Below are 20,637 nucleotides of genomic sequence, written 5' to 3'. Positions count from 1 at the left end.
GCCATGTGGAACGCCGCCTGGCGCGGGCAGGCGCTGGCCGAACTGGCCGGGCGCGACTGGGACCTGATCGTGGTCGGCGGCGGCATCACCGGCGCCGGCATCCTCCGCGAGGCCGCGCGGCGCGGCTGGCGCTGCCTGCTGCTGGAACAGCGCGACTTCGCCTGGGGCACCTCCAGCCGTTCCTCGAAGATGGTCCACGGCGGCCTGCGCTACATCGCCAAGGGCCAGGTCGGCCTGACCCGCGACTCGGTGCGCGAGCGCCAGCGCCTGCTCGGCGAGGCGCCGGGGCTGGTGGAGCCGCTGAGCTTCATCATGCCGCACTACCGCGGCGGCTTCCCCGGGCCGAAGGTGTTCGGCGGCCTGCTGGCCGTGTACGACGCCCTGGCCGGCAAGCGCAACCACCTCTACTACCCGCTGCAGCAACTGCGCTACCTGGCGCCGGGACTGAAGGAGGAAGGCCTGCTGGGCGGCACGCGCTTCGCCGATGCGGTGGTGGACGACGCCCGGCTGGTCATGCGCGTACTGGACGAGGCCCGCGCCGACGGCGGCGAGGCCCTCAACGGCCTGCGCGTGCTGGAGCTGCGCCGCGACGGCGGGCGGGTCACCGGCCTGCTGGCGGAGGACCGCGAAGGCGCGGGGCGCTTCGCCTTCCGCGCCGGCGCGGTGGCGCTGGCCACCGGCGCCTGGGCCGACCGGTTGCGCCGGATGGAGGGCGACGAGCACATCCGCCCCCTGCGCGGCAGCCACCTGCTGCTGCCGGCCTGGCGCCTGCCGGTGGCCCATGCCTTCAGCTTCATGCACCGGGCGGACAAGCGCCCGGTCTTCGTCTTCCCCTGGGAAGGCGCCACCGTGGTCGGCACCACCGACCTGGACCATGGCGACGGCCTGGACGGCGACGCCCGCATCAGCCGCGCGGAGCTGGACTACCTGCTGGAGGCCTGCGTGCAGCAGTTTCCCGCCGCCCGCATCGGCGAGGCCGACGTGCGCTCGACCTGGGCCGGCGTGCGCCCGGTGGTCGCCAGCGGCGCCGCGCAGCAGAAGAAGCCCTCGGACGAGAAGCGCGAGCACGCCCTGTGGAGCGAACCCGGCTGCGTGACCCTGGCCGGCGGCAAGCTGACCACCTTCCGCCTGCTGGCCCTGGAAGTGCTGCGGGCCTGCGCGCCCATGCTCGGCAAGACGCTGGAAGACAGCCCCGAGCCGATCTTCGCCGCAGCCCCCGAAGTAGACCTGCCGGGCCTGGGGCCACAGCAACGGCGGCGCCTGGCCGGCCGCCACGGGCGCAACCTGGCGCAGCTGGCCGGGCTGCTGGCGCAAGTCGGCAACGGCCGGGTGGGCGACAGCGACTGCCTGTGGGCCGAGCTGGCCTGGGCCGCCGAAGGCGAACTGGTGCTGCACCTGGACGACCTGCTGCTGCGCCGCACGCGCCTGGGCCTGCTGCTGGAGAGCGGCGGCGCCGCCGAGCTGCCGGCCATCCGCGCGCTGTGCCAGGCGCGCCTGGGCTGGGACGACGCCCGCTGGAGCGAGGAAGAACGTGCCTACCTGGACCTCTGGCGGCGCTGCTACAGCCTGCCGGCCCCGGCGGGTAGCTGAGAGCCACGGGCGGCAAGCCACAAGAAGACCGAGAGCGCGCAATGGACAACGACAAGAGCTACCTGCTGGCCATCGACAACGGCACCCAGAGCGTGCGCGTGCTGCTCTTCGACCTCGCCGGCAACCTGGTGGGCAAGGGCAAGGTGGAGCTGGAGGCCTACTATTCGGCCCAGCCCGGCTGGGCCGAGCAGGACCCGGAGTACTACTGGGCCAGGCTCGGCGAGGCCTGCCAGCTGCTCTGGGCGCAGACCGGCGTCGACCGCAGCCTGATCCGCGGCGTGTCGCTGACCACCCAGCGCGGCACCGTGATCCACGTGGACGGGCAGGGCAGGCCGCTGCGCCCGGCGATCCTCTGGCTGGACCAGCGCCGCGCCGAGGTCGAGGGGCGCATCAAGGGGCCCTGGGGCTGGCTGTTCAAGCTGGCTGGCGCCGAGGGCGCGGTGGACTACTTCCGCAGCCAGGCCGAGGTCAACTGGGTGGCGCAGCAGCAGCCGCAGCTGCACGCGGCCACGCACAAGGTGCTGCTGCTGTCGGGTTTTCTCACTCACCGCCTGTGCGGGCGCTTCGTCGATTCCCTGGCGTGCAGCGTGGCCTACCTGCCGTTCGACTACAAACGTCTTAAATGGGCCGCCCCGCGCGACTGGAAATGGCAGGCGGTGAAGGTGCGCCAGGAGCAGTTGCCGCAGCTGTTCAAGCCTGGCGAAAAGCTCGGCGAGATCAGCGCCGAGGCCAGCCGCCACACCGGCATCCCCGCCGGCCTGCCGCTGATCGCCGCCGGCGCCGACAAGGCCTGCGAGGTGCTCGGCGCCGGGGCCATCGAGCCCAGCGTGGCCTGCCTGTCCTACGGCACCACCGCGACCATCAACACCACCCGCCCGCGCTACCTGGAGACCATCCCGCTGATCCCGCCGTACCCGGCGGCGATCCCCGACCACTTCAACACCGAGGTGATGATCTACCGCGGCTTCTGGATGGTCAGCTGGTTCAAGCGCGAGTTCGGCCTGCGCGAGATGCAGCGCGCCGCCGAGCTGGGCGTGGAGCCGGAGAAGCTGTTCGACGAACTGGTCGAGCAGGTGCCGCCCGGCTCCATGGGCCTGATGCTGCAGCCCTACTGGACGCCGGGCATCCGCGAACCCGGCCTGGAAGCCAAGGGCGCGATCATCGGTTTCGGCGACGTGCACACCCGCGCGCACATCTACCGCGCCATCCTCGAGGGCCTGGCCTATGCGCTGCGCCAGGGCAAGGAGCGCATCGAGAAGCGCTCCGGCACCCGCATCGAGCGCCTGCGCGTGGCCGGCGGCGGCTCCCAGAGCGACGCCGCCATGCAGCTGACCGCCGACATCTTCGGCCTGCCGGCGGAGCGCCCGCACGTCTACGAGGCCTCCGGCCTGGGCGCGGCCATCGACTGCGCGGTGGGGCTGGGGCTGTACCCGGACTTCGCCAGCGCCATCGCCGCCATGACCCGCGTCGGCCAGGTATTCCAGCCGCGCCCGCAGGCGCAGCGCACCTACGAGCGGCTCTACCGCGAGGTCTACCAGCGTATGTACCGGCAACTCCGGCCGCTGTACCGGAGCATCCGCGAGATCACCGGCTACCCGGCCTGAACTTCGCTCCCCGGTTCGTTGGTCCATAGTGAATGGATTTCGAGAAGGGGAGAGGGACCATGGCGAAACCCGAGGCAATGCTCATCCTGCACGGCAAGCAGGCGGCCAACGACGCCGTGCGCGCGGCGGTGCTGGCGCGCCGCGAGGCCGGCTGGCGGCTGGAGGTGCGGGTCACCTGGGAGGAAGGCGACGCCGAGCGCCTGGTCGGCGAGGCGCTGGCGGCCGGCTACCCGGCGCTGGTCGCCGGCGGTGGCGACGGCACCGCGCGGGCCGTGGCCGAGGCGCTGTACCGCGCCGGCGCAGCGGCCAGCCTGGCGCTGCTGCCGCTGGGCACGGCCAACGACTTCGCCCGCGCCGCCGGCATCCCGCTGGAGCCGGACGCGGCCCTGGGGCTGCTGGAGGACGCGGCGCGGCCCATCGACCTGGGCGAGGTGGAAGGGCGCATCTTCCTCAACATGGCCACTGGCGGCTTCGGCTCCACGGTCACCGCCAACACCTCCGAGGACCTGAAGAAGGCCCTGGGCGGCGCGGCCTACCTGCTGACCGGGATCAGCCGCTTCTCCGAGGTGCACTCGGCCCAGGGCCGTTTCCGCGGCCCGGGCTTCGACTGGCAGGGCGAGTTCCTCGCCCTGGGCATCGGCAACGGCCGCCAGGCCGGCGGCGGTCACCCGCTGTGCGTCCAGGCCCTGGCCGACGACGGGCTGCTGGACGTCAGCATCCTGCCGGCGCCGGGCGACATGCTGTCGGCCCTGGGGACGCTGCTCGGCAGTGGTGGCGGGCTGCAGGAGCTGTTCGTCCGCGCGCGCCTGCCGTGGCTCGAACTGGAGGCCGGCGAGGGCCTGGCGATCAACCTCGACGGCGAGCCCCTGGAAGCCCGCCGGGCGCGCTTCGAGGTACGCCCGGCGGCGCTGCGCCTGCACCTGCCGGCGGATTCGCCGCTGCTCGGCGGCTGATCGCCGGGGCTGGCCCGGGACGGGCTTCTGAGGCATGATGGCGTAGCGCCAGTATTTCGTCGCCGGAATTCTGGCCGATAGCCCTACGCTATTCATCCCGATTTCAGGAGCCCCCATGGCCGGCATTCTCGACAGCGTCGATCAACGCACCCGACTGGTGGGGCAGAACCGCCTGGAGATCCTGGTGTTCCGCCTGGCTGGCCGGCAGCAGTTCGCCATCAACGTGTTCAAGGTCCAGGAGGTGCTGCAGCTGCCGCGCCTGACGCTGATCCCGCAGCGCCACCCGATGATCTGCGGGGTGATCAACCTGCGCGGCCAGACCCTGCCGGTGATCGACCTGTCCCACGCCATCGGCATGCGCCCGCTGCGCCCCGAGGAGCGCAGCACCATCATCGTCACCGAGTACAACCGCTCGGTGCAGGCCTTCCTGGTCGGCGGCGTGGAGCGCATCCTCAACCTCAACTGGGAGGCGGTGCAGCCGCCGCCCGGGGGAGCCGGGCGCCAGCACTACCTGACCGCCATCACCCGCGTCGACGAGCGCCTGGTGGAGATCATCGACGTGGAGAAGGTGCTGGCCGAGATAGTGCCGATGAACACCCGCGTCTCCGCCGAGCGCCTGGACCACGACCTGCTGGCGCAGACCAGTGGCCGCGAGGTGCTGGTGGTGGACGACTCCAGCGTCGCCGTGGCCCAGTTGCGCGACACCCTCGGCCAGCTCGGCCTGAAACTGCACGTGGCCACCGACGGCCTGCGCGCGCTGCGCCAGCTGCAGGCCTGGGCCAACGCCGGCGAGGACGTGGAGGAGAAGCTGCTGATGGTCTTCACCGACGCCGAGATGCCGGAGATGGACGGCTACCGCCTGACCACCGAGATCCGCAGCGACCCGCGCCTGGCCGGGCTCTACGTGGTGCTGCACACCTCGCTGTCGGGCAGCTTCAACGAGGCCATGGTGCGCAAGGTGGGCTGCGACGACTTCCTCTCCAAGTTCCAGCCCGACCTGCTGGTGGACGTGATCCGCAGGCGCCTGGAAAAGCTGCCGGCCTGAGCCGCTACCCTGTCCAACCGTAGGGCGAATAACCGTTCGCGGTTATCCGCCGTCGGCCGGGGCACCGGTGTCGAGGGCAACGGCGGATAACGCCTTGGGCGTTATGCGCCCTACGGGATGGTCCGGCGCGGCTGGCGGGTTCAATCGCGGACGGAGTCCGCTCCTACGACCGTGCTTCCTGGAACCGTAGGAGCGGGCCCTGCCCGCGATTCGCGCGCAGGGCGCGCTCCTACAGGGGAATGATATGGGGGGCGCAGCGTAGGAGCGGATCTTATCCGCGAATCGCGCCGATAGGTCCGCGATGCCCGATTGCTAGGCGCCGGCCCGCCCCGTATAACGGCTTCTTTGCCCGCAACAAGGAAGCCGCCAGCATGATCACCCTCAGCGCCCTCTACCGTTACCCGCTCAAGTCCGGCCGGTTCGAGCCCCTGGACAGCATCGGGCTGGACGCCCTCGGCCTGCAGGGCGACCGCCGCTGGATGGTGGTGGAGGCTGCCAACGGGCGCTTTCTCACCCAGCGCCTGCTGCCGCAACTGGGCCGCATCGAGGCGCGCTGGCAGGACGGTGGCCAGGCCCTGCGCCTGCGCGCGCCGGGGATGGAGGACCTGCGGGTGGCGGTGCCGGGCGTGGACGATGCGCTGCGCGGCGTGACCATCTGGCGCGACAGCCTGCAGGTGCCGGACGCCGGCGATGCCGCGGCGGACTGGCTGAGCCGCTTCCTCGGCCGCCCCTGCCGGCTGGTGGAGATTCCCGAGCAGCGCGCCCGGCAGGTGGACACCGCCTATGCCGAGCCGGGCGAGAAGGTGCACTTCGCCGACGGTTTCCCGCTGCTGCTGATGAGCCAGGCCTCGGTGGACGACCTGGCCGCCCGCGTCGGCCAGCCCCTGGAGATGCTGCGCTTCCGCCCGAACCTGGTGGTGGCGGGCAGCGAGCCCTACGCCGAGGATGGCTGGAAGCGCATCCGCATCGGCGATGTCGAGTTCCGTGTGGCCAAGCCCTGCGGCCGCTGCATCCTCACCACCATCGACCCGCACACCGGCGAGCGCGACCCGAATCGCGAACCCCTGGCGACCCTGCTCAAGTACCGCCAGGTGGATGGCGAGGCGCTGTTCGGGCAGAACCTGATCCCCGTCGGCCGCGGCGAGCTGCGCGTGGGCATGCCGGTGGACATCCTGGAGTGATCCAGCTCCCGCGGATGGGCTTTCGCCCGCACCTGTAGGCGGGCCCTGCCCGCGATTTCGCGCGCAGGGCGCGCTCCTACAGGGGAATGGCGTGGGTGGGGCGGCGGATAACCGCGAACGGTTATTCGCCCTACGCCAAGGGGCGATCAAAGCTCGTCGAAGAAGCGCTCGTGCCAGTCTACCAGCGGCTGCGGCACGCCTATCTTCTGCCCATAGATGACCGAGTAGGACAGCACGTTCTGCACGTACTGGCGGGTCTCGTCGAAGGGGATGCTCTCCACCCAGACGTCGAAGGACAGGTGGCGGGCGTTCTTCAGCCACTGGCGCACGCGCCCGGGACCTGCGTTGTAGGCGGCGGTGGCGAGCACGCGGTTGCCGTTGAACTGGCCCTGCACCTGGCTGAGGTAGGCGGCGCCGAGGCGGATGTTGAGGTCCGGCACTATCAGCTGCTGCGGCCCGGCCAGGGGAATGCCGAACTTCTTCGAGGTCTCCTTGGCGGTGGCCGGCATCAGCTGCATCAGGCCGGTGGCGCCGACGCCGGAGCGCGCATCGGACATGAAGGCGCTTTCCTGGCGGGTGATGGCGAACACCCAGCTGGGGTGCAGGTCGCGGTTGCGCGCCTCGCGCAGCAGGCTGTCGCGGTGCGCCACCGGGAAGCGGATGTCGAGGTCGTCCCAGTACTGCGCCTGGCTGATGGCGCGGATGGCCGGGAAGTACCACTGCATGTCGTAGGCCATGCGGGCCTGGGCCAGCAGTTCGTCGCGGTTGAACACCCGGGCGGCGTAGTACCACTCGCGGCGGGCGCTGATCACGTCGCCGCGGGCGTAGAACTCCAGGGCGCGGCGGGTGCTGGCGGCGTTGCGCACGCGCTGCATCACCTGCGGGCTGATGCTCACCGGGCGGTTGTTCAACTGGTAGGGCGCGTTGATCCGGTCGGCGGCGAGGAAGCCGTAGAAGTCGCGCTCGCGCGCCAGCGGCTGGTACAGCGCCATGGCCTGCGGGTTCTGCGGCTGGGCCAGCTGCAGGGTGCGTGCCTGCCAGTAGCGCCAGCGGTTGGTCTCGGCGAGGTCCTTGGGCAGTTGGCGCGTCAACTGGTAGGCGTCTTCCCAGCGGCCCAGGCGCATCAGCAGGCGCAGGCGCCATTCGCTGACGGTGTTGTCGCGCAGCTCGGGGTCGTAGCGGGTCATCAGCGGCAGGGCGCGCGGGTCGTAGCGGCGCGCCAGGCCCAGGCCGATCTGCCGGGCGATGTTGACCTTCTCGTCGCTGGTGAACGGCAGGCTGCTTTCGTAGCCGTCGAGCAGGCCCAGTGCGCGCTCCGGGTCCTGCCTGGCCAGGCGCCGCAGGCCCAGGCCGACGACGTCGGCCATGGCGTGGGTGCGCAGGCCGAAGCGTTCGGTCTGGCTCAACTGGGCGGGGTTCTGCGCCACCTTGATCAGCAATTCGCCGAGGCTGCCGAGGGTCGGCAGGCGCTTGGCGAGGGTGGTGGCCAGGCCGTAGTTGCCTTTTTCGGCCGCCAGCTTCAGGCGCTTCCAGACCATGTCCTCGGTGAGCTGGCCGTCGGTCTGCCAGAGGTCGAACAGGGTGTCGCAGGCGTCGGGTTGCGACTTGCCCACCAGCCACAGCTTCTGCGCGGTCTCGTAGCCGGCGGCCTTCTGCCCGTGGGTGAGCTGGTACTGGCCGTACAGGCAGTCCAGCTCGGTGAAGTTCATCTTTGGGTCGTAGTAGTCGAGGAAGGTCTTCCAGTCCTGGCGGTCGGCCAGCTGGCGCAGCCAGCGCAGCTTCAGCCAGTTGATCTGCGGCAGGTCGCCGTGTTCGGTGAGGAAGCCCTCGATCTCGGCGTCGCTGGCGCTTTTCAGGCGGTTGGTCAGGTCGTCGTAGCCCAGGTAGGGTTCCAGCGGATAATCCGCCAGGGCCTGGCGATAGCGCAGGTAGGGGCCGTTGTCGTTGCGCGCCAGGGCGGCCTTGGCCTCGTCGTACATCTGCCGCTGTTGCTGCAGCGGGGCGGCGTGCGCCGGCGCGGCGCTGGTCAGGGTGAGGATCAGGCAGGAGAACAAAAGTGAAAGGCGACCGCGCATGACTGTTCCGCAAAGTAATTCGTGGCGCAGTCTGATCGGCGCCGATGAGCACAAGCTTAGCCTGTTGCGCGGCGGCGGCGGAAGCGTCGCGGGGCTACCGTCGGGCACAAAAGATGTCAGCCGCGGCGCCCGCGCAAGGCTCTGACTTTTTTCGAGTTTCCCTTACACTGCGGCCCCAGTTTCCGGAGATGCCCCATGACCCTGCTGAAGTTCACCGATGTATCCCTCGCCTTTGGCACCACGCCGCTCCTGGACAAGGTGTCCTGGCAGATCGAGAAGGGCGAGCGGGTCTGCATCATCGGTCGCAACGGCACCGGCAAGTCGAGCATGCTCAAGCTGGTCAAGGGCGAGCAGATGCCCGACGACGGCGACATCTGGCGCGCCCCGGCGCTGAAGATCGGCGAGCTGCCCCAGGAGCTGCCGGTGGCCGACGAGCGCACGGTCTACGACGTGGTCGCCGAGGGCCTGGCCGAGGTCGGCGAGCTGCTCAGCCGCTACCACCACCTGAGCCTGCACATCCAGGGCGAGGACGACCTGACCCAGCTGGCGTGCGTCCAGCAGGCCCTGGAGGCCCGCGACGGCTGGCGCCTGCAGCAGCTGGTGGAAACCACCCTCACGCGCCTGCAGCTGCCGGCCGACAAGACCCTCGCCGAGCTTTCCGGCGGCTGGCGCCGCCGCGTGCTGCTGGCCCAGGCGCTGGTGGCCGAGCCGGACCTGCTGCTGCTGGACGAGCCGACCAACCACCTGGACATCGGCGCCATCGCCTGGCTGGAAGAGGCGCTGTCCGGCTTCCAGGGCGCGGTGCTGTTCATCACCCACGACCGCGCCTTCCTGCAGGCCGTGGCCAACCGCATCCTCGAACTGGACCGCGGCCACCTGATCGACTGGAAGGGCGACTACGCCAGCTTCCTGGTGCACAAGGAGCAGCAGCTGGCGGCCGAAGAGGCGGCCAACGCGCTGTTCGACAAGCGCCTGGCCCAGGAGGAAGTGTGGATCCGCCAGGGCATCAAGGCCCGGCGCACCCGCAACGAGGGCCGCGTGCGCGCGCTCAAGGCCATGCGCAACGAGCGCGCCGAGCGCCGCGAGCGCACCGGCAAGGCCAGTTTCCAGATGGAGGCGGCGGAGAAGTCCGGCAAGCAGGTGATAGTCGCCGAGAAGGTCGGTTTCGCCCACCCCGGCGGCGAGCCGCTGATCCGCGATTTCTCCCTGGTGCTGCAGCGCGGCGACCGCATCGGCCTGCTGGGCGCCAACGGTACCGGCAAGACCACGCTGCTCAAGCTGCTGCTGGGCGACCTGCAGCCCACCAGCGGCAGCATCAAGGAAGGCACGCGCCTGGAAGTGGCCTATTTCGACCAGTTGCGTCACCAGCTGGAGCCGGAAAAGACCGTCATCGACAACATCGCCGAAGGCCGCGAGTTCATCACCATCAACGGCCAGAACCGCCACGTGCTGAGCTACCTGGGCGACTTCCTGTTCTCCCCGCAGCGCGCCCGAACCCCGGTCAAGGCGCTGTCCGGCGGCGAACGGGCACGGCTGTTGCTGGCCAAGCTGTTCAGCAAGCCGGCCAACCTGCTGGTGCTGGACGAACCGACCAACGACCTGGACGTGGAAACCCTGGAGCTGCTGGAAGAGGTGCTGCTGGGCTTCGACGGCACCGTGCTGATGGTCAGCCACGACCGGGAGTTCCTCGACAACGTGGTGACCAGCACCCTGGTGTTCGAAGGCGAGGGCCGCGTGCGCGAGTTCGTCGGCGGCTACAACGACTGGCTGCGCCAGGGCGGTTCGCCGCGCCTGCTGGGCGTGGGCGAGGAGAAGGCGGCGAAGCCCGCCGCCGAGCCCGCCCCGCAGGCAGCGGCGGCACCGGCCGCGGCGCCGGAGGCGGCGAAGAAGAAGCTCAGCTACAAGCTGCAGCGCGAGCTGGAGGCCATCCCCGGGCAGATCGACGCCCTGGAGGCCGAGCTGGCCGGCGTGCAGGCGGAAATCTCGGCGCCCAGCTTCTACCAGCGTCCGCCGGAGGAGACCCGCGTGGCGCTGGAGCGCCTGGACAGCCTGCAGGCCGAACTGGACCGGCTGATCGAGCGCTGGGCCGAACTGGAAGAGTGACCCGCCCCGTCGGGAAGGTGTGCCCGGGGGCTGCCGCCGTGGCGGCGATCGGCGAGTTGGGGAAGGGCATGACAATCGAGTACCGCATCAATCTGGATGACGAGCAGGGCTTCAGCTACCGCATCGAGCTGGAGCGCGGCTTCGACGGCGAGCGGGCCGCCGGGGCGCCGGCGTGGACGCGCCTGGGGCACAACCAGTGCAGCAACTGCCCGCTGTCCCGCGAGCAGCACCGCTACTGCCCGGCGGCGGTGGACCTGCACCGGGTGATCGAGGACTTCCGCGGCTTGCCGGCGCTGAAGAAGGTGGAGGTGCTGGTGCGCACCCCCGAGCGCGAGTACCGCAAGCAGGTCGGCCTGGAGGAGGGCCTGCGGGCGCTGCTGGGGGTGATCATGGCCACCAGCGCCTGCCCGCTGCTCGGGCGGCTCAAGCCCATGGCCCAGCAGCACCTGCCGTTCGCCAGCAATCAGGAGTTCATCACCCGCGCGGTGTCGCTGTACCTGATGCGCCAGTACTTCAACTACCGCGAGGGGCGGCACGCCGACTGGGAACTGAAGGGGCTGGTGCGCCTGTACCAGCAGCTGCAGCTGGTCAACCAGGCGTTCTGGCAGCGCATCCACGACACCTGCGTGGGCGACTCCAACCTCAAGGCATTCCTCAGCTTCTTCTCCATGTCCTCGAGCATGAGCTACTCGCTGGAGGCGCAGCTGCAGAAGGTCCGCCCGGCGTTGATGAGCGGGGGGGAAGTGTTCTGAACCCGGGCGCCCGCCGCGGCGGGCGCCCGGGCTGTCTCACTCGGTCTTCTGCAGGCGCACCGCCAGCACGTCGCAGGGCGCGCCGTGCAGCACGTCGTTGGCGGTGGAGCCCAGCAGCAGGGCCAGGCCGTGGCGGCCATGGCTGCCGACGATGATCAGGTCGCAGCCCTGTTCCTTGGCCAGGCGGTGGATTTCCTGGCGCGGCTGGCCGTAGACCAGGTGGCTCTGGGCGATGGACACCTGCGGGTAGCAGAGGGTGAACTGGTGCATGCGCTCCTTGGCCTGGTCGAACTGCTGTTGCTGCAGCATCGACAGGTCCATCGGCACGTCACCACCGAAGGCCATGGCCATGGGCTCGACCACATGCACGGTGGAGAGCTGCGCCTGGGTGCTGGAGGCCAGCGCCACGGCGCGCTTCATCACCGGGTCGCATTCGTCGGTGAGGTCCACGGCGACCAGGATGTGTTGGTAGGGCATGAGCGTCTCCTCCGGGGGACAGTTATGAATGCAAGTATGGCCCTTCGGGCCGAGGTATACCTGATATGACAGTCTGGTGGTCGATCCTGCTCCTGGCGCTGGTGCTCAGCCCGCTGGCCTGGCTGATGCCCTCGCGCGGGCAGCGCGGGCAGATGGACCTGCGCCTGCAGGCGCGGCGCCTGGGGCTGGCCATGCAGATGGCGCGCCAGGAGTGGCCGCACTGGCTGGAGCGGCAGCCGCCGCAGAGCTGCGCGCAGTACCACCGCGGGCGCAGCCGCGGGCGTACGGACGAGTGGCGCTACTGGCAGAGCGCGCCGGGCGTCTGGCTGGACCGCTGGCGCGAGCCCTGCGGCGATGCGCAGCTGCTCGCCGACCTGGCGACGCTGCCGGGCGACGTGTACATGGTCGAGGCTTCGGCACAGTTCATCGCCCTGTACTGGGGCGAGCGCGGCGACGCCAGCCACCTGCAGCGCATCGCCGAGTTCCTTTCCCGGCGCGCCTGAGCGCCGTGGCGCTGCCCTCATTCAGAGCTGCGCCGCGGCATACAGGCCCGAGACCTGCTCCAGGTCGGCGATGATGCCGTCGGAGTACTTGTCGATGAGGAAGGGCAGGTTGCTCTGCGCCGCGCTCTGCAGCGATTTTTCGATGAAGCGCCACTTGGTGGAGATGGCCCGCAGCTCGCGGCCGATCTCGGGGCTGGTCTGCGGCGCCTGCTGCAACTGCAGCAGGTTGATGGCGAAGCGGTTGGTCAGGTCGTCCAGGGCCTGCTGGTCTTCGCTGCGCACCGGATTGGCCCCCACCGAGGCGTTGCGCGACACGTAGTTCCAGGTGATCGACTGCATCAGCAGGCTCTGCTCGCGGCTCTGCTGGGTGAGCGGCGGCACCTGCTGGCCGCTGTCCTTCTGGATGCCGTCGTAGAGCTGTTCGGCGGTATCCAGCAACTGGCTGTTGCGGCTGGCCAGCTCGCCCAGGGGCTGGAAGTCGTTGTAGCCGTTCTGCTTCTGCGCCTGCAGTTGCCGCTCCAGGGCCTGGCGGTAGCCGTCCCACTGTTCCTGCAGCTTGCTCCTGAGCTGCGCCGAGGCGCTGCCGGGCATCTGTCCCAGGCGTTCCAGGGCGGCGCCGGCGTCGGCCGTCGCGCTGGCCACCAGGCCCGCGTAGCGCGGGTCGCCGGCCATGGCGTTGAGCAGGAACAGGTCGCTCAGGCTGCGCTGGGCGGCCAGGCGCATCTGGTGCAGCGCCAGCAGGTCGCCGGCGGGCTCGGCGTGGGCCAGCAGGGGCAGGACGGACAGGACGAACAGGGACAACAGGCGGGCCAGCGGTCGGCATGGCATGGGCGCGTCTCCTTGGGGCCGTGGGGCTTCTTCTTGTTCTTCGCGGTGCTCGGCGACAAGCGATTCGCCGGACTCTAACCCGCGTCCGGGCGTTTTGCCAACGATGGGGCTGGCCCGGGGCCAGCCGGCGCCGCGGCGCGCCATGGTTTTGCTGAATGTTGCGCGAGAACGCCGCTGAATGCGGCGAACCAGAGGCCTTTCGGACGGCCCTCCGCGATTGACAAGCGCAGGCTTTTCGAAGAAGGTGTGCACACCCGAATCAAACGGGCGTATGAATCGAGCGTTTGCCATGTACGAACGCTCGAACAAAGGCCCCGACTATCGCATCGGCGGGTGTGCCGCAGGCTTTGGGACTATGCTCCGCGACTGCGGAAGGGTCCCGATACACGGCGTCCGATGCGTGAGTTCAAGCTTCCCTAGCGTGGAGATCAGTTGATGATTTACCAAGGTAAAGCCATCACGGTTAAGGCTCTTGAGAGCGGCATCGTCGAGCTGAATTTCGACCTCAAGGGCGAGTCCGTCAACAAGTTCAACCGGCTCACCCTGAACGAACTGCGTGAAGCAGTCGATGCGATCAAGGCCGATGCGTCCGTCAAGGGCGTGATCGTGACCAGCGGCAAGGGCGTGTTCATCGTCGGCGCCGACATCACCGAATTCGTCGACAACTTCAAGCTGCCGGACGAAGAACTGCTGGCCGGCAACCTCGAAGCCAACAAGATCTTCAGCGCCTTCGAGGACCTCGAGGTCCCGACCGTCGCCGCGATCAACGGCATCGCCCTGGGCGGCGGCCTGGAAATGTGCCTGGCCGCGGACTTCCGCGTGATGAGCGCCACCGCCAAGATCGGCCTGCCGGAAGTCAAGCTGGGCATCTACCCAGGCTTCGGCGGCACCGTGCGCCTGCCGCGCCTGATCGGCGTGGACAACGCCGTCGAGTGGATCGCCTCGGGCAAGGAAAACCGTGCCGAGGACGCCCTGAAGGTCGGCGCCGTCGACGCCGTGGTCGCCCCCGAGCAACTGCAGGCCGCGGCCCTCGACCTGGTCAAGCGCGCCATCGCCGGCGAGCTGGACCACAAGGCCCGCCGCCAGCTCAAGCTGGAAAAGATCAAGCTCAACGCCATCGAGCAGATGATGGCCTTCGAGACCGCCAAGGGCTTCGTCGCCGGCCAGGCCGGCCCGAACTACCCGGCCCCGGTCGAAGCCATCAAGTCGATCCAGAAAGCCGCCAACTTCGGCCGTGACAAGGCGCTGGAAGTCGAGGCCCAGGGCTTCGTCAAGCTGGCCAAGACCTCGGTCGCGCAAAGCCTGATCGGCCTGTTCCTGAACGACCAGGAACTGAAGAAGAAAGCCAAGCAGTACGACGAAGTCGCCAAGGACGTGAAACTGGCCGCCGTGCTCGGCGCCGGCATCATGGGCGGCGGCATCGCCTACCAGTCGGCGGTCAAGGGCACCCCGATCCTGATGAAGGATATCCGCGAAGAGGGTATCCAGATGGGCCTGAACGAGGCCTCCAAGCTGCTCGGCAAGCGCGTCGAGAAGGGCCGCCTGACCCCGGCGAAGATGGCCGAGGCACTCAACGCCATTCGCCCGACCATGTCCTACGGCGACTTCGGCAACGTCGACATCGTCGTCGAAGCCGTGGTCGAGAACCCGAAGGTCAAGCAGATCGTGCTGGCCGAGGTGGAAGGCGTGGTCAAGGAGGACGCGATCCTCGCCTCCAACACCTCCACCATCTCCATCAGCCTGCTGGCCAAGGCCCTGAAGCGCCCGGAAAACTTCGTCGGCATGCACTTCTTCAACCCGGTGCACATGATGCCCCTGGTCGAGGTCATCCGCGGCGAGAAGTCCGGTGACGTGGCCGTCGCCACCACCGTGGCCTACGCCAAGAAGATGGGCAAGAACCCCATCGTGGTGAATGACTGCCCCGGCTTCCTGGTCAACCGCGTGCTGTTCCCGTACTTCGGCGGCTTCTCCAAGCTGCTGGGCTTCGGCGTCGACTTCGCGCGCATCGACAAGGTCATGGAGAAGTTCGGCTGGCCCATGGGCCCGGCCTACCTGTCCGACGTGGTCGGCATCGACACCGGCCACCACGGCCGCGACGTGATGGCCGAAGGTTTCCCGGACCGCATGGCCGTCGAAGGCAAGACCGCCGTCGACGTCATGTACGAGGCCAACCGCCTGGGCCAGAAGAACGGCAAGGGCTTCTACGCCTACGAGACCGACAAGCGCGGCAAGCCGAAGAAGGTGCAGGACCCGCAGGCCTACGAACTGCTCAAGTCGATCGTCAGCGAGCAGCGTGAGCTGACCGACGAGGACATCGTCAACTACATGATGATCCCGCTGTGCCTGGAAACCGTGCGCTGCCTGGAAGACGGCATCGTCGAGAGCGCCGCCGAGGCCGACATGGGCCTGATCTACGGCATCGGCTTCCCGCCCTTCCGCGGTGGTGCGCTGCGCTACATCGACTCCATCGGCGTGGCCGAATTCGTCGCCCTGGCCGACAAGTACGCCGACCTGGGCCCGCTGTACCACCCGACCGCGAAGCTGCGTGAAATGGCCAAGAACGGCCAGAAGTTCTTCGGTTGAGTGCGAACGAATAGAGCGAGAGTGAATTTATGAGCCTGAATCCGAGAGACGCCGTCATTGTCGACTTCGGCCGCACCCCGATGGGCCGTTCCAAGGGCGGGATGCACCGCAACACCCGCGCGGAGAACATGTCCGCGCACCTGATCAGCAGCGTGCTTGCGCGCAACCCGAAGGTCGACCCGGCGGAAGTCGAGGACGTCATCTGGGGCTGCGTGAACCAGACCCTGGAGCAGGGCTGGAACATCGCGCGCATGGCCTCGCTGATGACCCAGATCCCCCACACCAGCGCCGGCCAGACCGTCAGCCGCCTGTGCGGTTCCTCCATGAGCGCCCTGCACACCGCGGTGCAGGCGATCCAGACCGGCAACGGCGACGTCTTCGTCATCGGCGGCGTGGAGCACATGGGCCACGTCGGCATGATGCACGGCGTCGACCCGAACCCGCACCTGTCGCTGTACGCCGCCAAGGCCTCCGGCATGATGGGCCTGACCGCCGAGATGCTGGGCAAGATGCACGGCATCACCCGCGAGGCCCAGGACAAGTTCGGCGTGCGTTCGCACCAGCTGGCGTGGAAGGCCACCCAGGAAGGCAAGTTCAAGGACGAGATCATCCCGATGGAAGGGTATGACGAGAACGGCTTCCTGAAGGTCTTCGACTTCGACGAGACCATTCGTCCGGAAACCACCCTGGAAGGCCTGGCCTCGCTGAAGCCAGCGTTCAACCCGAAAGGCGGCACCGTGACCGCGGGCACCTCCTCGCAGATCACCGACGGCGCTTCCTGCATGATCGTCATGAGCGCCCAGCGCGCCAAGGACCTGGGCATCCAGCCGATGGCCGTGGTCCGCGCCATGGCCGTGGCGGGCGTGGATCCGGCGATCATGGGCTACGGTCCGGTGCCGTCGACCAACAAGGCGCTCAAGCGCGCCGGCCTGACCATCGACGACATCGATTTCTTCGAGCTCAACGAAGCCTTCGCTGCACAGGCCCTGCCGGTGCTGAAGGACCTCAAGGTGCTCGACAAGATGGACGAGAAGGTCAACCTGCACGGCGGCGCCATCGCCCTGGGTCACCCGTTCGGCTGCTCCGGTGCGCGTATCTCCGGCACCCTGCTGAACGTGATGAAGCAGAACGGCGGCACCCTGGGCGTGTCCACCATGTGCGTGGGCCTCGGCCAGGGTATCACCACCATCTTCGAGCGCGTCTAAGAACCTGCCCACGATCTGCTGCGCTAGCTAGCGAGATCGTGGGCAGGTTCTAAGCTTTCGTCGATGGACGAGCCGGGGCCTTGTGCCCCGGCTTTCGTTTTTCCGGGAATGGGGGATTGCCCCGATCGCCCGGGGCCTGGAGAATCGCGGCTTTTTTCGTCGAGGAGGGCAGCGTATGGAACTGCAGACCGGCCTGTACCGTCACTACAAGGGCCAGCACTACCGCGTGCTGGGCGTGGCGCGGCATTCGGAGAGCGAGGAGACCCTGGTGGTCTACCAGGCGCTGTACGGCGAATTCGGCCTGTGGGTACGCCCGCTGAGCATGTTCGTCGAAGCGGTGGAGGTGGACGGCGAGCTGGTTCCGCGCTTTGCTCTGGTAACGCCCGAAAGCGACCCGCTGGGATTGACCCAGGTCGGTTCCAGGGAATCCTGAGCTTGACCTTGGACGGACCGCCACTATATATAGCGGTGCCGTTCCGGGCGCCTCCCTCCTTATATTCACCTTCTCGAAGCAGGAATCTTCCGATCCATGGGTAAATCGCTGGTCATCGTGGAATCACCGGCCAAGGCCAAGACCATCAACAAGTACCTGGGCAGCCAGTACGTGGTGAAGTCGAGCATCGGCCACATTCGCGACCTGCCCACCAGCGGATCGTCCAGCGCCAGGGAGCCGGCCGCGGCCAAGGCTCGCAAGAGCGCCGCCGAAGCCCCTGCGCTGTCGCCGAAGGAAAAGGCCAAGCGCCAGCTGTTCACCCGCATGGGCGTGGACCCGGAGCACGGCTGGAAGGCCAAGTACGAGATCCTGCCCGGCAAGGAGAAGGTGATCGACGAACTGCGCCGCCTGGCCAAGGATGCCGACACCATCTACCTCGCAACCGACTTGGACCGCGAAGGGGAGGCCATCGCCTGGCACCTGCGCGAGGCCATCGGCGGCGACGACAGCCGCTACAAGCGCGTGGTCTTCAACGAGATCACCAAGAAGGCCATCCAGGAGGCCTTCTCGCAGCCCGGCGAGCTGGACATCAACCGCGTCAACGCCCAGCAGGCGCGGCGCTTCCTCGACCGCGTGGTGGGCTACATGGTCTCGCCGCTGCTGTGGTCCAAGATCGCCCGTGGCCTGTCCGCCGGCCGCGTGCAGTCGGTGGCGGTGAAGCTGGTGGTGGAGCGCGAGCGCGAGATCCGCGCCTTCGTCCCCGAGGAATACTGGGAAATCCACGCCGACCTGAACACCCCGCGCGGCGAGAAGGCCCGCTTCGAAGTGGTGCGCGAGAAGGGCGAAGCCTTCAAGCCGCTCAACGAAGCCCAGGCCATGGCCGCCCTGGAGAAGCTCAAGGCCTCCAGCTACAGCGTGGTCAAGCGCGAGGACAAGCCGACCTCCAGCCGGCCCTCGGCGCCCTTCATCACCTCGACCCTGCAGCAGGCCGCGAGCAACCGCCTGGGCTTCGGCGTGAAGAAGACCATGATGATGGCCCAGCGCCTCTACGAGGCCGGCTACATCACCTACATGCGTACCGACTCGACCAACCTGTCGGCCGATGCCATCGACATGGTGCGTGGCTTCATCGATGGCGAGTTCGGCAAGAAATACCTGCCGGCCAAGCCGAACTTCTATTCCAGCAAGGAAGGCGCCCAGGAAGCGCACGAAGCGATTCGTCCGTCCGACGTCAACCTGCGTCCGACCCAGCTGTCGGGCATGGAGCGCGACGCCGAGCGCCTGTACGACCTGATCTGGCGCCAGTTCGTGGCCTGCCAGATGCCGCCGGCCGAGTACCTGTCCACCACCGTCAGCGTCGCCGCCGGTGACTTCGAGCTGCGCGCCAAGGGCCGCATCCTCAAGTTCGACGGCTACACCAGGGTGCTGCCGCAGCAGAGCAAGCCGGGCGAAGACGACGTGCTGCCGATGATGGACCAGGGCGATGCGATGAAGCTGCTCAAGCTCGACCCCAGCCAGCACTTCACCAAGCCGCCGGCGCGTTATTCCGAAGCCAGCCTGGTCAAGGAGCTGGAGAAGCGCGGCATCGGCCGTCCGTCGACCTACGCGGCGATCATCTCGACCATCCAGGAACGCGGCTACGTCACCACCCACAACCGCCGCTTCTACGCCGAGAAGATGGGCGACATCGTCACCGACCGCCTCAACGAGAGCTTCTCCAACCTGATGGACTACGGCTTCACCGCCGGCATGGAAGAGCACCTGGACGACGTGGCCCAGGGCGAGCGCGACTGGAAGCACCTGCTGGACGAGTTCTACGGCGACTTCAAGAAGAAGCTCGAAGTGGCCGAGGTCAGCGACAGGGGCATGCGCGCCAACCAGCCGACCCTGACCAGCATCCCCTGCCGCGAGTGCGGCCGGCCGATGATGATCCGCACCGCCTCCACCGGCGTGTTCCTTGGCTGCTCCGGCTACAGCCTGCCGCCGAAGGAGCGCTGCAAGGCCACCATCAACCTCATCCCCGGCGACGAGATCGCCGCGGACGACGAGGGCGAGTCCGAGTCCCGCGTGCTGCGCGGCAAGCACCGCTGCCCGATCTGCAGCACGGCGATGGACGCCTACCTGCTGGACGAGAAGCACAAGCTGCACATCTGCGGCAACAACCCGGACTGCCCGGGCTACGAGATCGAGCAAGGCCAGTACCGCATCAAGGGCTACGAGGGCCCGAGCCTGGAATGCGACAAGTGCGGCAGCCAGATGCAGCTCAAGACCGGCCGCTTCGGCAAGTTCTTCGGTTGCACCAACCCGGCCTGCAAGAACACCCGCAAGCTGCTGAAGAACGGCGAGCCGGCGCCGCCGAAGATGGACGCCATCCGCATGCCCGAGCTCAAGTGCGAGAAGGTCGACGACGTCTACGTGCTGCGCGACGGCGCTTCCGGCCTGTTCCTGGCCGCCAGCCAGTTCCCCAAGAACCGCGAGACCCGCGCGCCCCTGGTGAGCGAGCTGGTGCCGCACAAGGACGAGCTGGACCCGAAGTACCACTTCCTGCTCTCCGCGCCGCAGAAGGACCCGGACGGCCGACCGGCGGTGATCCGCTTCAGCCGCAAGACCAAGGAGCAGTACGTGCAGTCCGAGGTGGACGGCAAGCCCAGCGGCTGGCGCGCCTTCTTCGACGGCGGCAAGTGGAAGGTCGAGGACAAGCGCTGATGGGCGGCGCGCCCCGCGCAGGCGGGGTGCGCATATACTGCCGAGTGACCGCATGAGGGCGCGCTGATGGCTCAGGAACGCTACACCCGCACCAACCAGAAGCTGTATTTCGCCGGCCTGGCCCTGGAGGCCTGGCGCAAGGCGGAAGAGGCGCGGCCGATGAACGCCCAGGCGCAGGTCCAGGCCGAGCGCGAGGCGGCGCTGTTCCACCTGTATGGCGCGGTGCTGGGCGTGGCCCACGAGATCGCCGGCTACTACCGCCTGCCCGAGGCCAATGCGCCGCGCGTCGAGCTGCTGCTCAACGCCGAGGTGCTGGCGGCCTCGCCGAGCCCGGAACTGGCCGAGCTGGTGGAGTTGGCGCAGCAGCCGGAAACCTGGCTGGCGCAACTGCTGGCCGCCTACGCCGAGCTGTTCCAGCCGCCGCGCGAGCCGCGCAAGGCCAAGGTCGACCCGACCCAGCCGCTGATCCAGGCCGTCAGCCTGGATGACGAGGCGCCGCAGGCCCTGGGCAACGCCGAGCTGGAAGCCTGGCGCAAATCGCTGAAGGAAATGGTGCTGCGTTTCCGCGGTGCGCTGACCGAGCTCTGATGCAAGCCGTA

General features: G+C 68.5%; 16 protein-coding genes. 13 read left to right on the top strand and 3 right to left on the bottom strand.

The window, feature by feature from the left end:
* Positions 1-3 precede the first annotated feature (3 nt).
* The 5 genes from CHC02_RS17075 (at position 4) to CHC02_RS17055 (ending at position 6,373) form a co-directional block, all read left to right on the top strand.
* The gene (locus tag CHC02_RS17075; RefSeq protein WP_089392645.1) at positions 4-1,590 is read left to right on the top strand and encodes a glycerol-3-phosphate dehydrogenase/oxidase; all 1,587 of its coding nucleotides are present in this window, start codon (positions 4-6) and stop codon (positions 1,588-1,590) included.
* Between the two features lie 41 nt (positions 1,591-1,631).
* Entirely contained in the window at positions 1,632-3,194 is a 1,563-nt protein-coding gene (locus tag CHC02_RS17070) for an FGGY-family carbohydrate kinase (protein ID WP_089392644.1), read from the top strand.
* Between the two features lie 59 nt (positions 3,195-3,253).
* Complete coding sequence (gene yegS, locus CHC02_RS17065; RefSeq protein WP_089392643.1) at positions 3,254-4,147, top strand: lipid kinase YegS; 894 nt, start codon at positions 3,254-3,256, stop codon at positions 4,145-4,147.
* 115 nt (positions 4,148-4,262) lie between these two features.
* Entirely contained in the window at positions 4,263-5,192 is a 930-nt protein-coding gene (locus CHC02_RS17060) for a chemotaxis protein CheV (protein WP_089392642.1), read from the top strand.
* Between the two features lie 371 nt (positions 5,193-5,563).
* Entirely contained in the window at positions 5,564-6,373 is an 810-nt protein-coding gene (locus CHC02_RS17055) for an MOSC domain-containing protein (protein ID WP_089392641.1), read from the top strand.
* A 146-nt stretch (positions 6,374-6,519) separates the two neighbouring features.
* Here CHC02_RS17055 and CHC02_RS17050 read toward each other — a convergent pair whose 3' ends face one another.
* The gene (locus CHC02_RS17050) at positions 6,520-8,448 is read right to left on the bottom strand and encodes a transglycosylase SLT domain-containing protein (protein ID WP_089392640.1); all 1,929 of its coding nucleotides are present in this window, start codon (positions 8,446-8,448) and stop codon (positions 6,520-6,522) included.
* Between the two features lie 195 nt (positions 8,449-8,643).
* Between CHC02_RS17050 and CHC02_RS17045 the strand changes: the two genes are divergently transcribed.
* On the top strand, positions 8,644-10,551 hold the full coding sequence (locus tag CHC02_RS17045; RefSeq protein ID WP_089392639.1) for an ATP-binding cassette domain-containing protein: 1,908 nt from the start codon (positions 8,644-8,646) through the stop codon (positions 10,549-10,551).
* 68 nt (positions 10,552-10,619) lie between these two features.
* Positions 10,620-11,303, top strand: a complete 684-nt coding sequence (locus tag CHC02_RS17040; protein WP_089392638.1) for a DUF6901 family protein — start codon at positions 10,620-10,622, stop codon at positions 11,301-11,303.
* A gap of 36 nt (positions 11,304-11,339) precedes the next feature.
* Here the strand turns inward: CHC02_RS17040 and CHC02_RS17035 are convergent, their stop codons facing one another.
* The gene (locus CHC02_RS17035; protein ID WP_043267328.1) at positions 11,340-11,780 is read right to left on the bottom strand and encodes a universal stress protein; all 441 of its coding nucleotides are present in this window, start codon (positions 11,778-11,780) and stop codon (positions 11,340-11,342) included.
* 65 nt (positions 11,781-11,845) lie between these two features.
* On the opposite strand from CHC02_RS17035, the gene CHC02_RS17030 reads away from it, so the two are divergent.
* Positions 11,846-12,283, top strand: coding sequence for a hypothetical protein (locus CHC02_RS17030; RefSeq protein WP_089392637.1), 438 nt, complete (start codon positions 11,846-11,848; stop codon positions 12,281-12,283).
* 21 nt (positions 12,284-12,304) lie between these two features.
* On the opposite strand, the gene CHC02_RS17025 is transcribed toward CHC02_RS17030, so the two are convergent.
* A complete protein-coding gene (locus CHC02_RS17025) occupies positions 12,305-13,111 on the bottom strand; it encodes a hypothetical protein (protein ID WP_089392636.1) in 807 nt (268 codons plus the stop codon).
* A 435-nt stretch (positions 13,112-13,546) separates the two neighbouring features.
* Here CHC02_RS17025 and fadB point away from each other — a divergent pair, with 435 nt between their 5' ends.
* The 5 genes from fadB to CHC02_RS17000 all read left to right on the top strand — a co-directional run bounded on the left by fadB (position 13,547) and on the right by CHC02_RS17000 (position 20,626).
* A complete protein-coding gene (gene fadB / locus CHC02_RS17020; protein ID WP_089392635.1) occupies positions 13,547-15,694 on the top strand; it encodes a fatty acid oxidation complex subunit alpha FadB in 2,148 nt (715 codons plus the stop codon).
* A gap of 29 nt (positions 15,695-15,723) precedes the next feature.
* Positions 15,724-16,899: an acetyl-CoA C-acyltransferase FadA gene (gene fadA, locus CHC02_RS17015; protein WP_089392634.1), complete on the top strand. Its 1,176-nt coding sequence runs from the start codon at positions 15,724-15,726 to the stop codon at positions 16,897-16,899.
* A gap of 175 nt (positions 16,900-17,074) precedes the next feature.
* Complete coding sequence (locus CHC02_RS17010; protein ID WP_176450334.1) at positions 17,075-17,332, top strand: DUF1653 domain-containing protein; 258 nt, start codon at positions 17,075-17,077, stop codon at positions 17,330-17,332.
* A 96-nt stretch (positions 17,333-17,428) separates the two neighbouring features.
* The gene (gene topA, locus CHC02_RS17005) at positions 17,429-20,038 is read left to right on the top strand and encodes a type I DNA topoisomerase (RefSeq protein ID WP_089392633.1); all 2,610 of its coding nucleotides are present in this window, start codon (positions 17,429-17,431) and stop codon (positions 20,036-20,038) included.
* A gap of 66 nt (positions 20,039-20,104) precedes the next feature.
* Complete coding sequence (locus tag CHC02_RS17000) at positions 20,105-20,626, top strand: DUF6586 family protein (RefSeq protein ID WP_089392632.1); 522 nt, start codon at positions 20,105-20,107, stop codon at positions 20,624-20,626.
* The last annotated feature ends 11 nt before the right edge of the window (positions 20,627-20,637 follow it).

This window comes from Pseudomonas delhiensis, from assembly GCF_900187975.1.
Taxonomy (GTDB): domain Bacteria; phylum Pseudomonadota; class Gammaproteobacteria; order Pseudomonadales; family Pseudomonadaceae; genus Pseudomonas; species Pseudomonas delhiensis.
This window is presented reverse-complemented; position numbering and strand designations above follow the sequence as displayed.

Excerpts from the sequence above, each read along its gene's own strand:
- CHC02_RS17045 (WP_089392639.1), top strand. The coding sequence starts at position 8,644 with ATGACCCTGCTGAAGTTCACCGATGTATCCCTCGCCTTTGGCACCACG.
- CHC02_RS17055 (WP_089392641.1), top strand. The coding sequence starts at position 5,564 with ATGATCACCCTCAGCGCCCTCTACCGTTACCCGCTCAAGTCCGGCCGG.
- CHC02_RS17010 (WP_176450334.1), top strand. The coding sequence starts at position 17,075 with ATGGAACTGCAGACCGGCCTGTACCGTCACTACAAGGGCCAGCACTAC.
- CHC02_RS17040 (WP_089392638.1), top strand. The coding sequence starts at position 10,620 with ATGACAATCGAGTACCGCATCAATCTGGATGACGAGCAGGGCTTCAGC.
- CHC02_RS17050 (WP_089392640.1), bottom strand. The coding sequence starts at position 8,448 with ATGCGCGGTCGCCTTTCACTTTTGTTCTCCTGCCTGATCCTCACCCTG.
- fadB (WP_089392635.1), top strand. The coding sequence starts at position 13,547 with ATGATTTACCAAGGTAAAGCCATCACGGTTAAGGCTCTTGAGAGCGGC.
- fadA (WP_089392634.1), top strand. The coding sequence starts at position 15,724 with ATGAGCCTGAATCCGAGAGACGCCGTCATTGTCGACTTCGGCCGCACC.
- CHC02_RS17035 (WP_043267328.1), bottom strand. The coding sequence starts at position 11,780 with ATGCCCTACCAACACATCCTGGTCGCCGTGGACCTCACCGACGAATGC.
- CHC02_RS17070 (WP_089392644.1), top strand. The coding sequence starts at position 1,632 with ATGGACAACGACAAGAGCTACCTGCTGGCCATCGACAACGGCACCCAG.
- CHC02_RS17000 (WP_089392632.1), top strand. The coding sequence starts at position 20,105 with ATGGCTCAGGAACGCTACACCCGCACCAACCAGAAGCTGTATTTCGCC.
- CHC02_RS17030 (WP_089392637.1), top strand. The coding sequence starts at position 11,846 with ATGACAGTCTGGTGGTCGATCCTGCTCCTGGCGCTGGTGCTCAGCCCG.
- CHC02_RS17060 (WP_089392642.1), top strand. The coding sequence starts at position 4,263 with ATGGCCGGCATTCTCGACAGCGTCGATCAACGCACCCGACTGGTGGGG.
- yegS (WP_089392643.1), top strand. The coding sequence starts at position 3,254 with ATGGCGAAACCCGAGGCAATGCTCATCCTGCACGGCAAGCAGGCGGCC.
- topA (WP_089392633.1), top strand. The coding sequence starts at position 17,429 with ATGGGTAAATCGCTGGTCATCGTGGAATCACCGGCCAAGGCCAAGACC.
- CHC02_RS17075 (WP_089392645.1), top strand. The coding sequence starts at position 4 with ATGTGGAACGCCGCCTGGCGCGGGCAGGCGCTGGCCGAACTGGCCGGG.
- CHC02_RS17025 (WP_089392636.1), bottom strand. The coding sequence starts at position 13,111 with ATGCCATGCCGACCGCTGGCCCGCCTGTTGTCCCTGTTCGTCCTGTCC.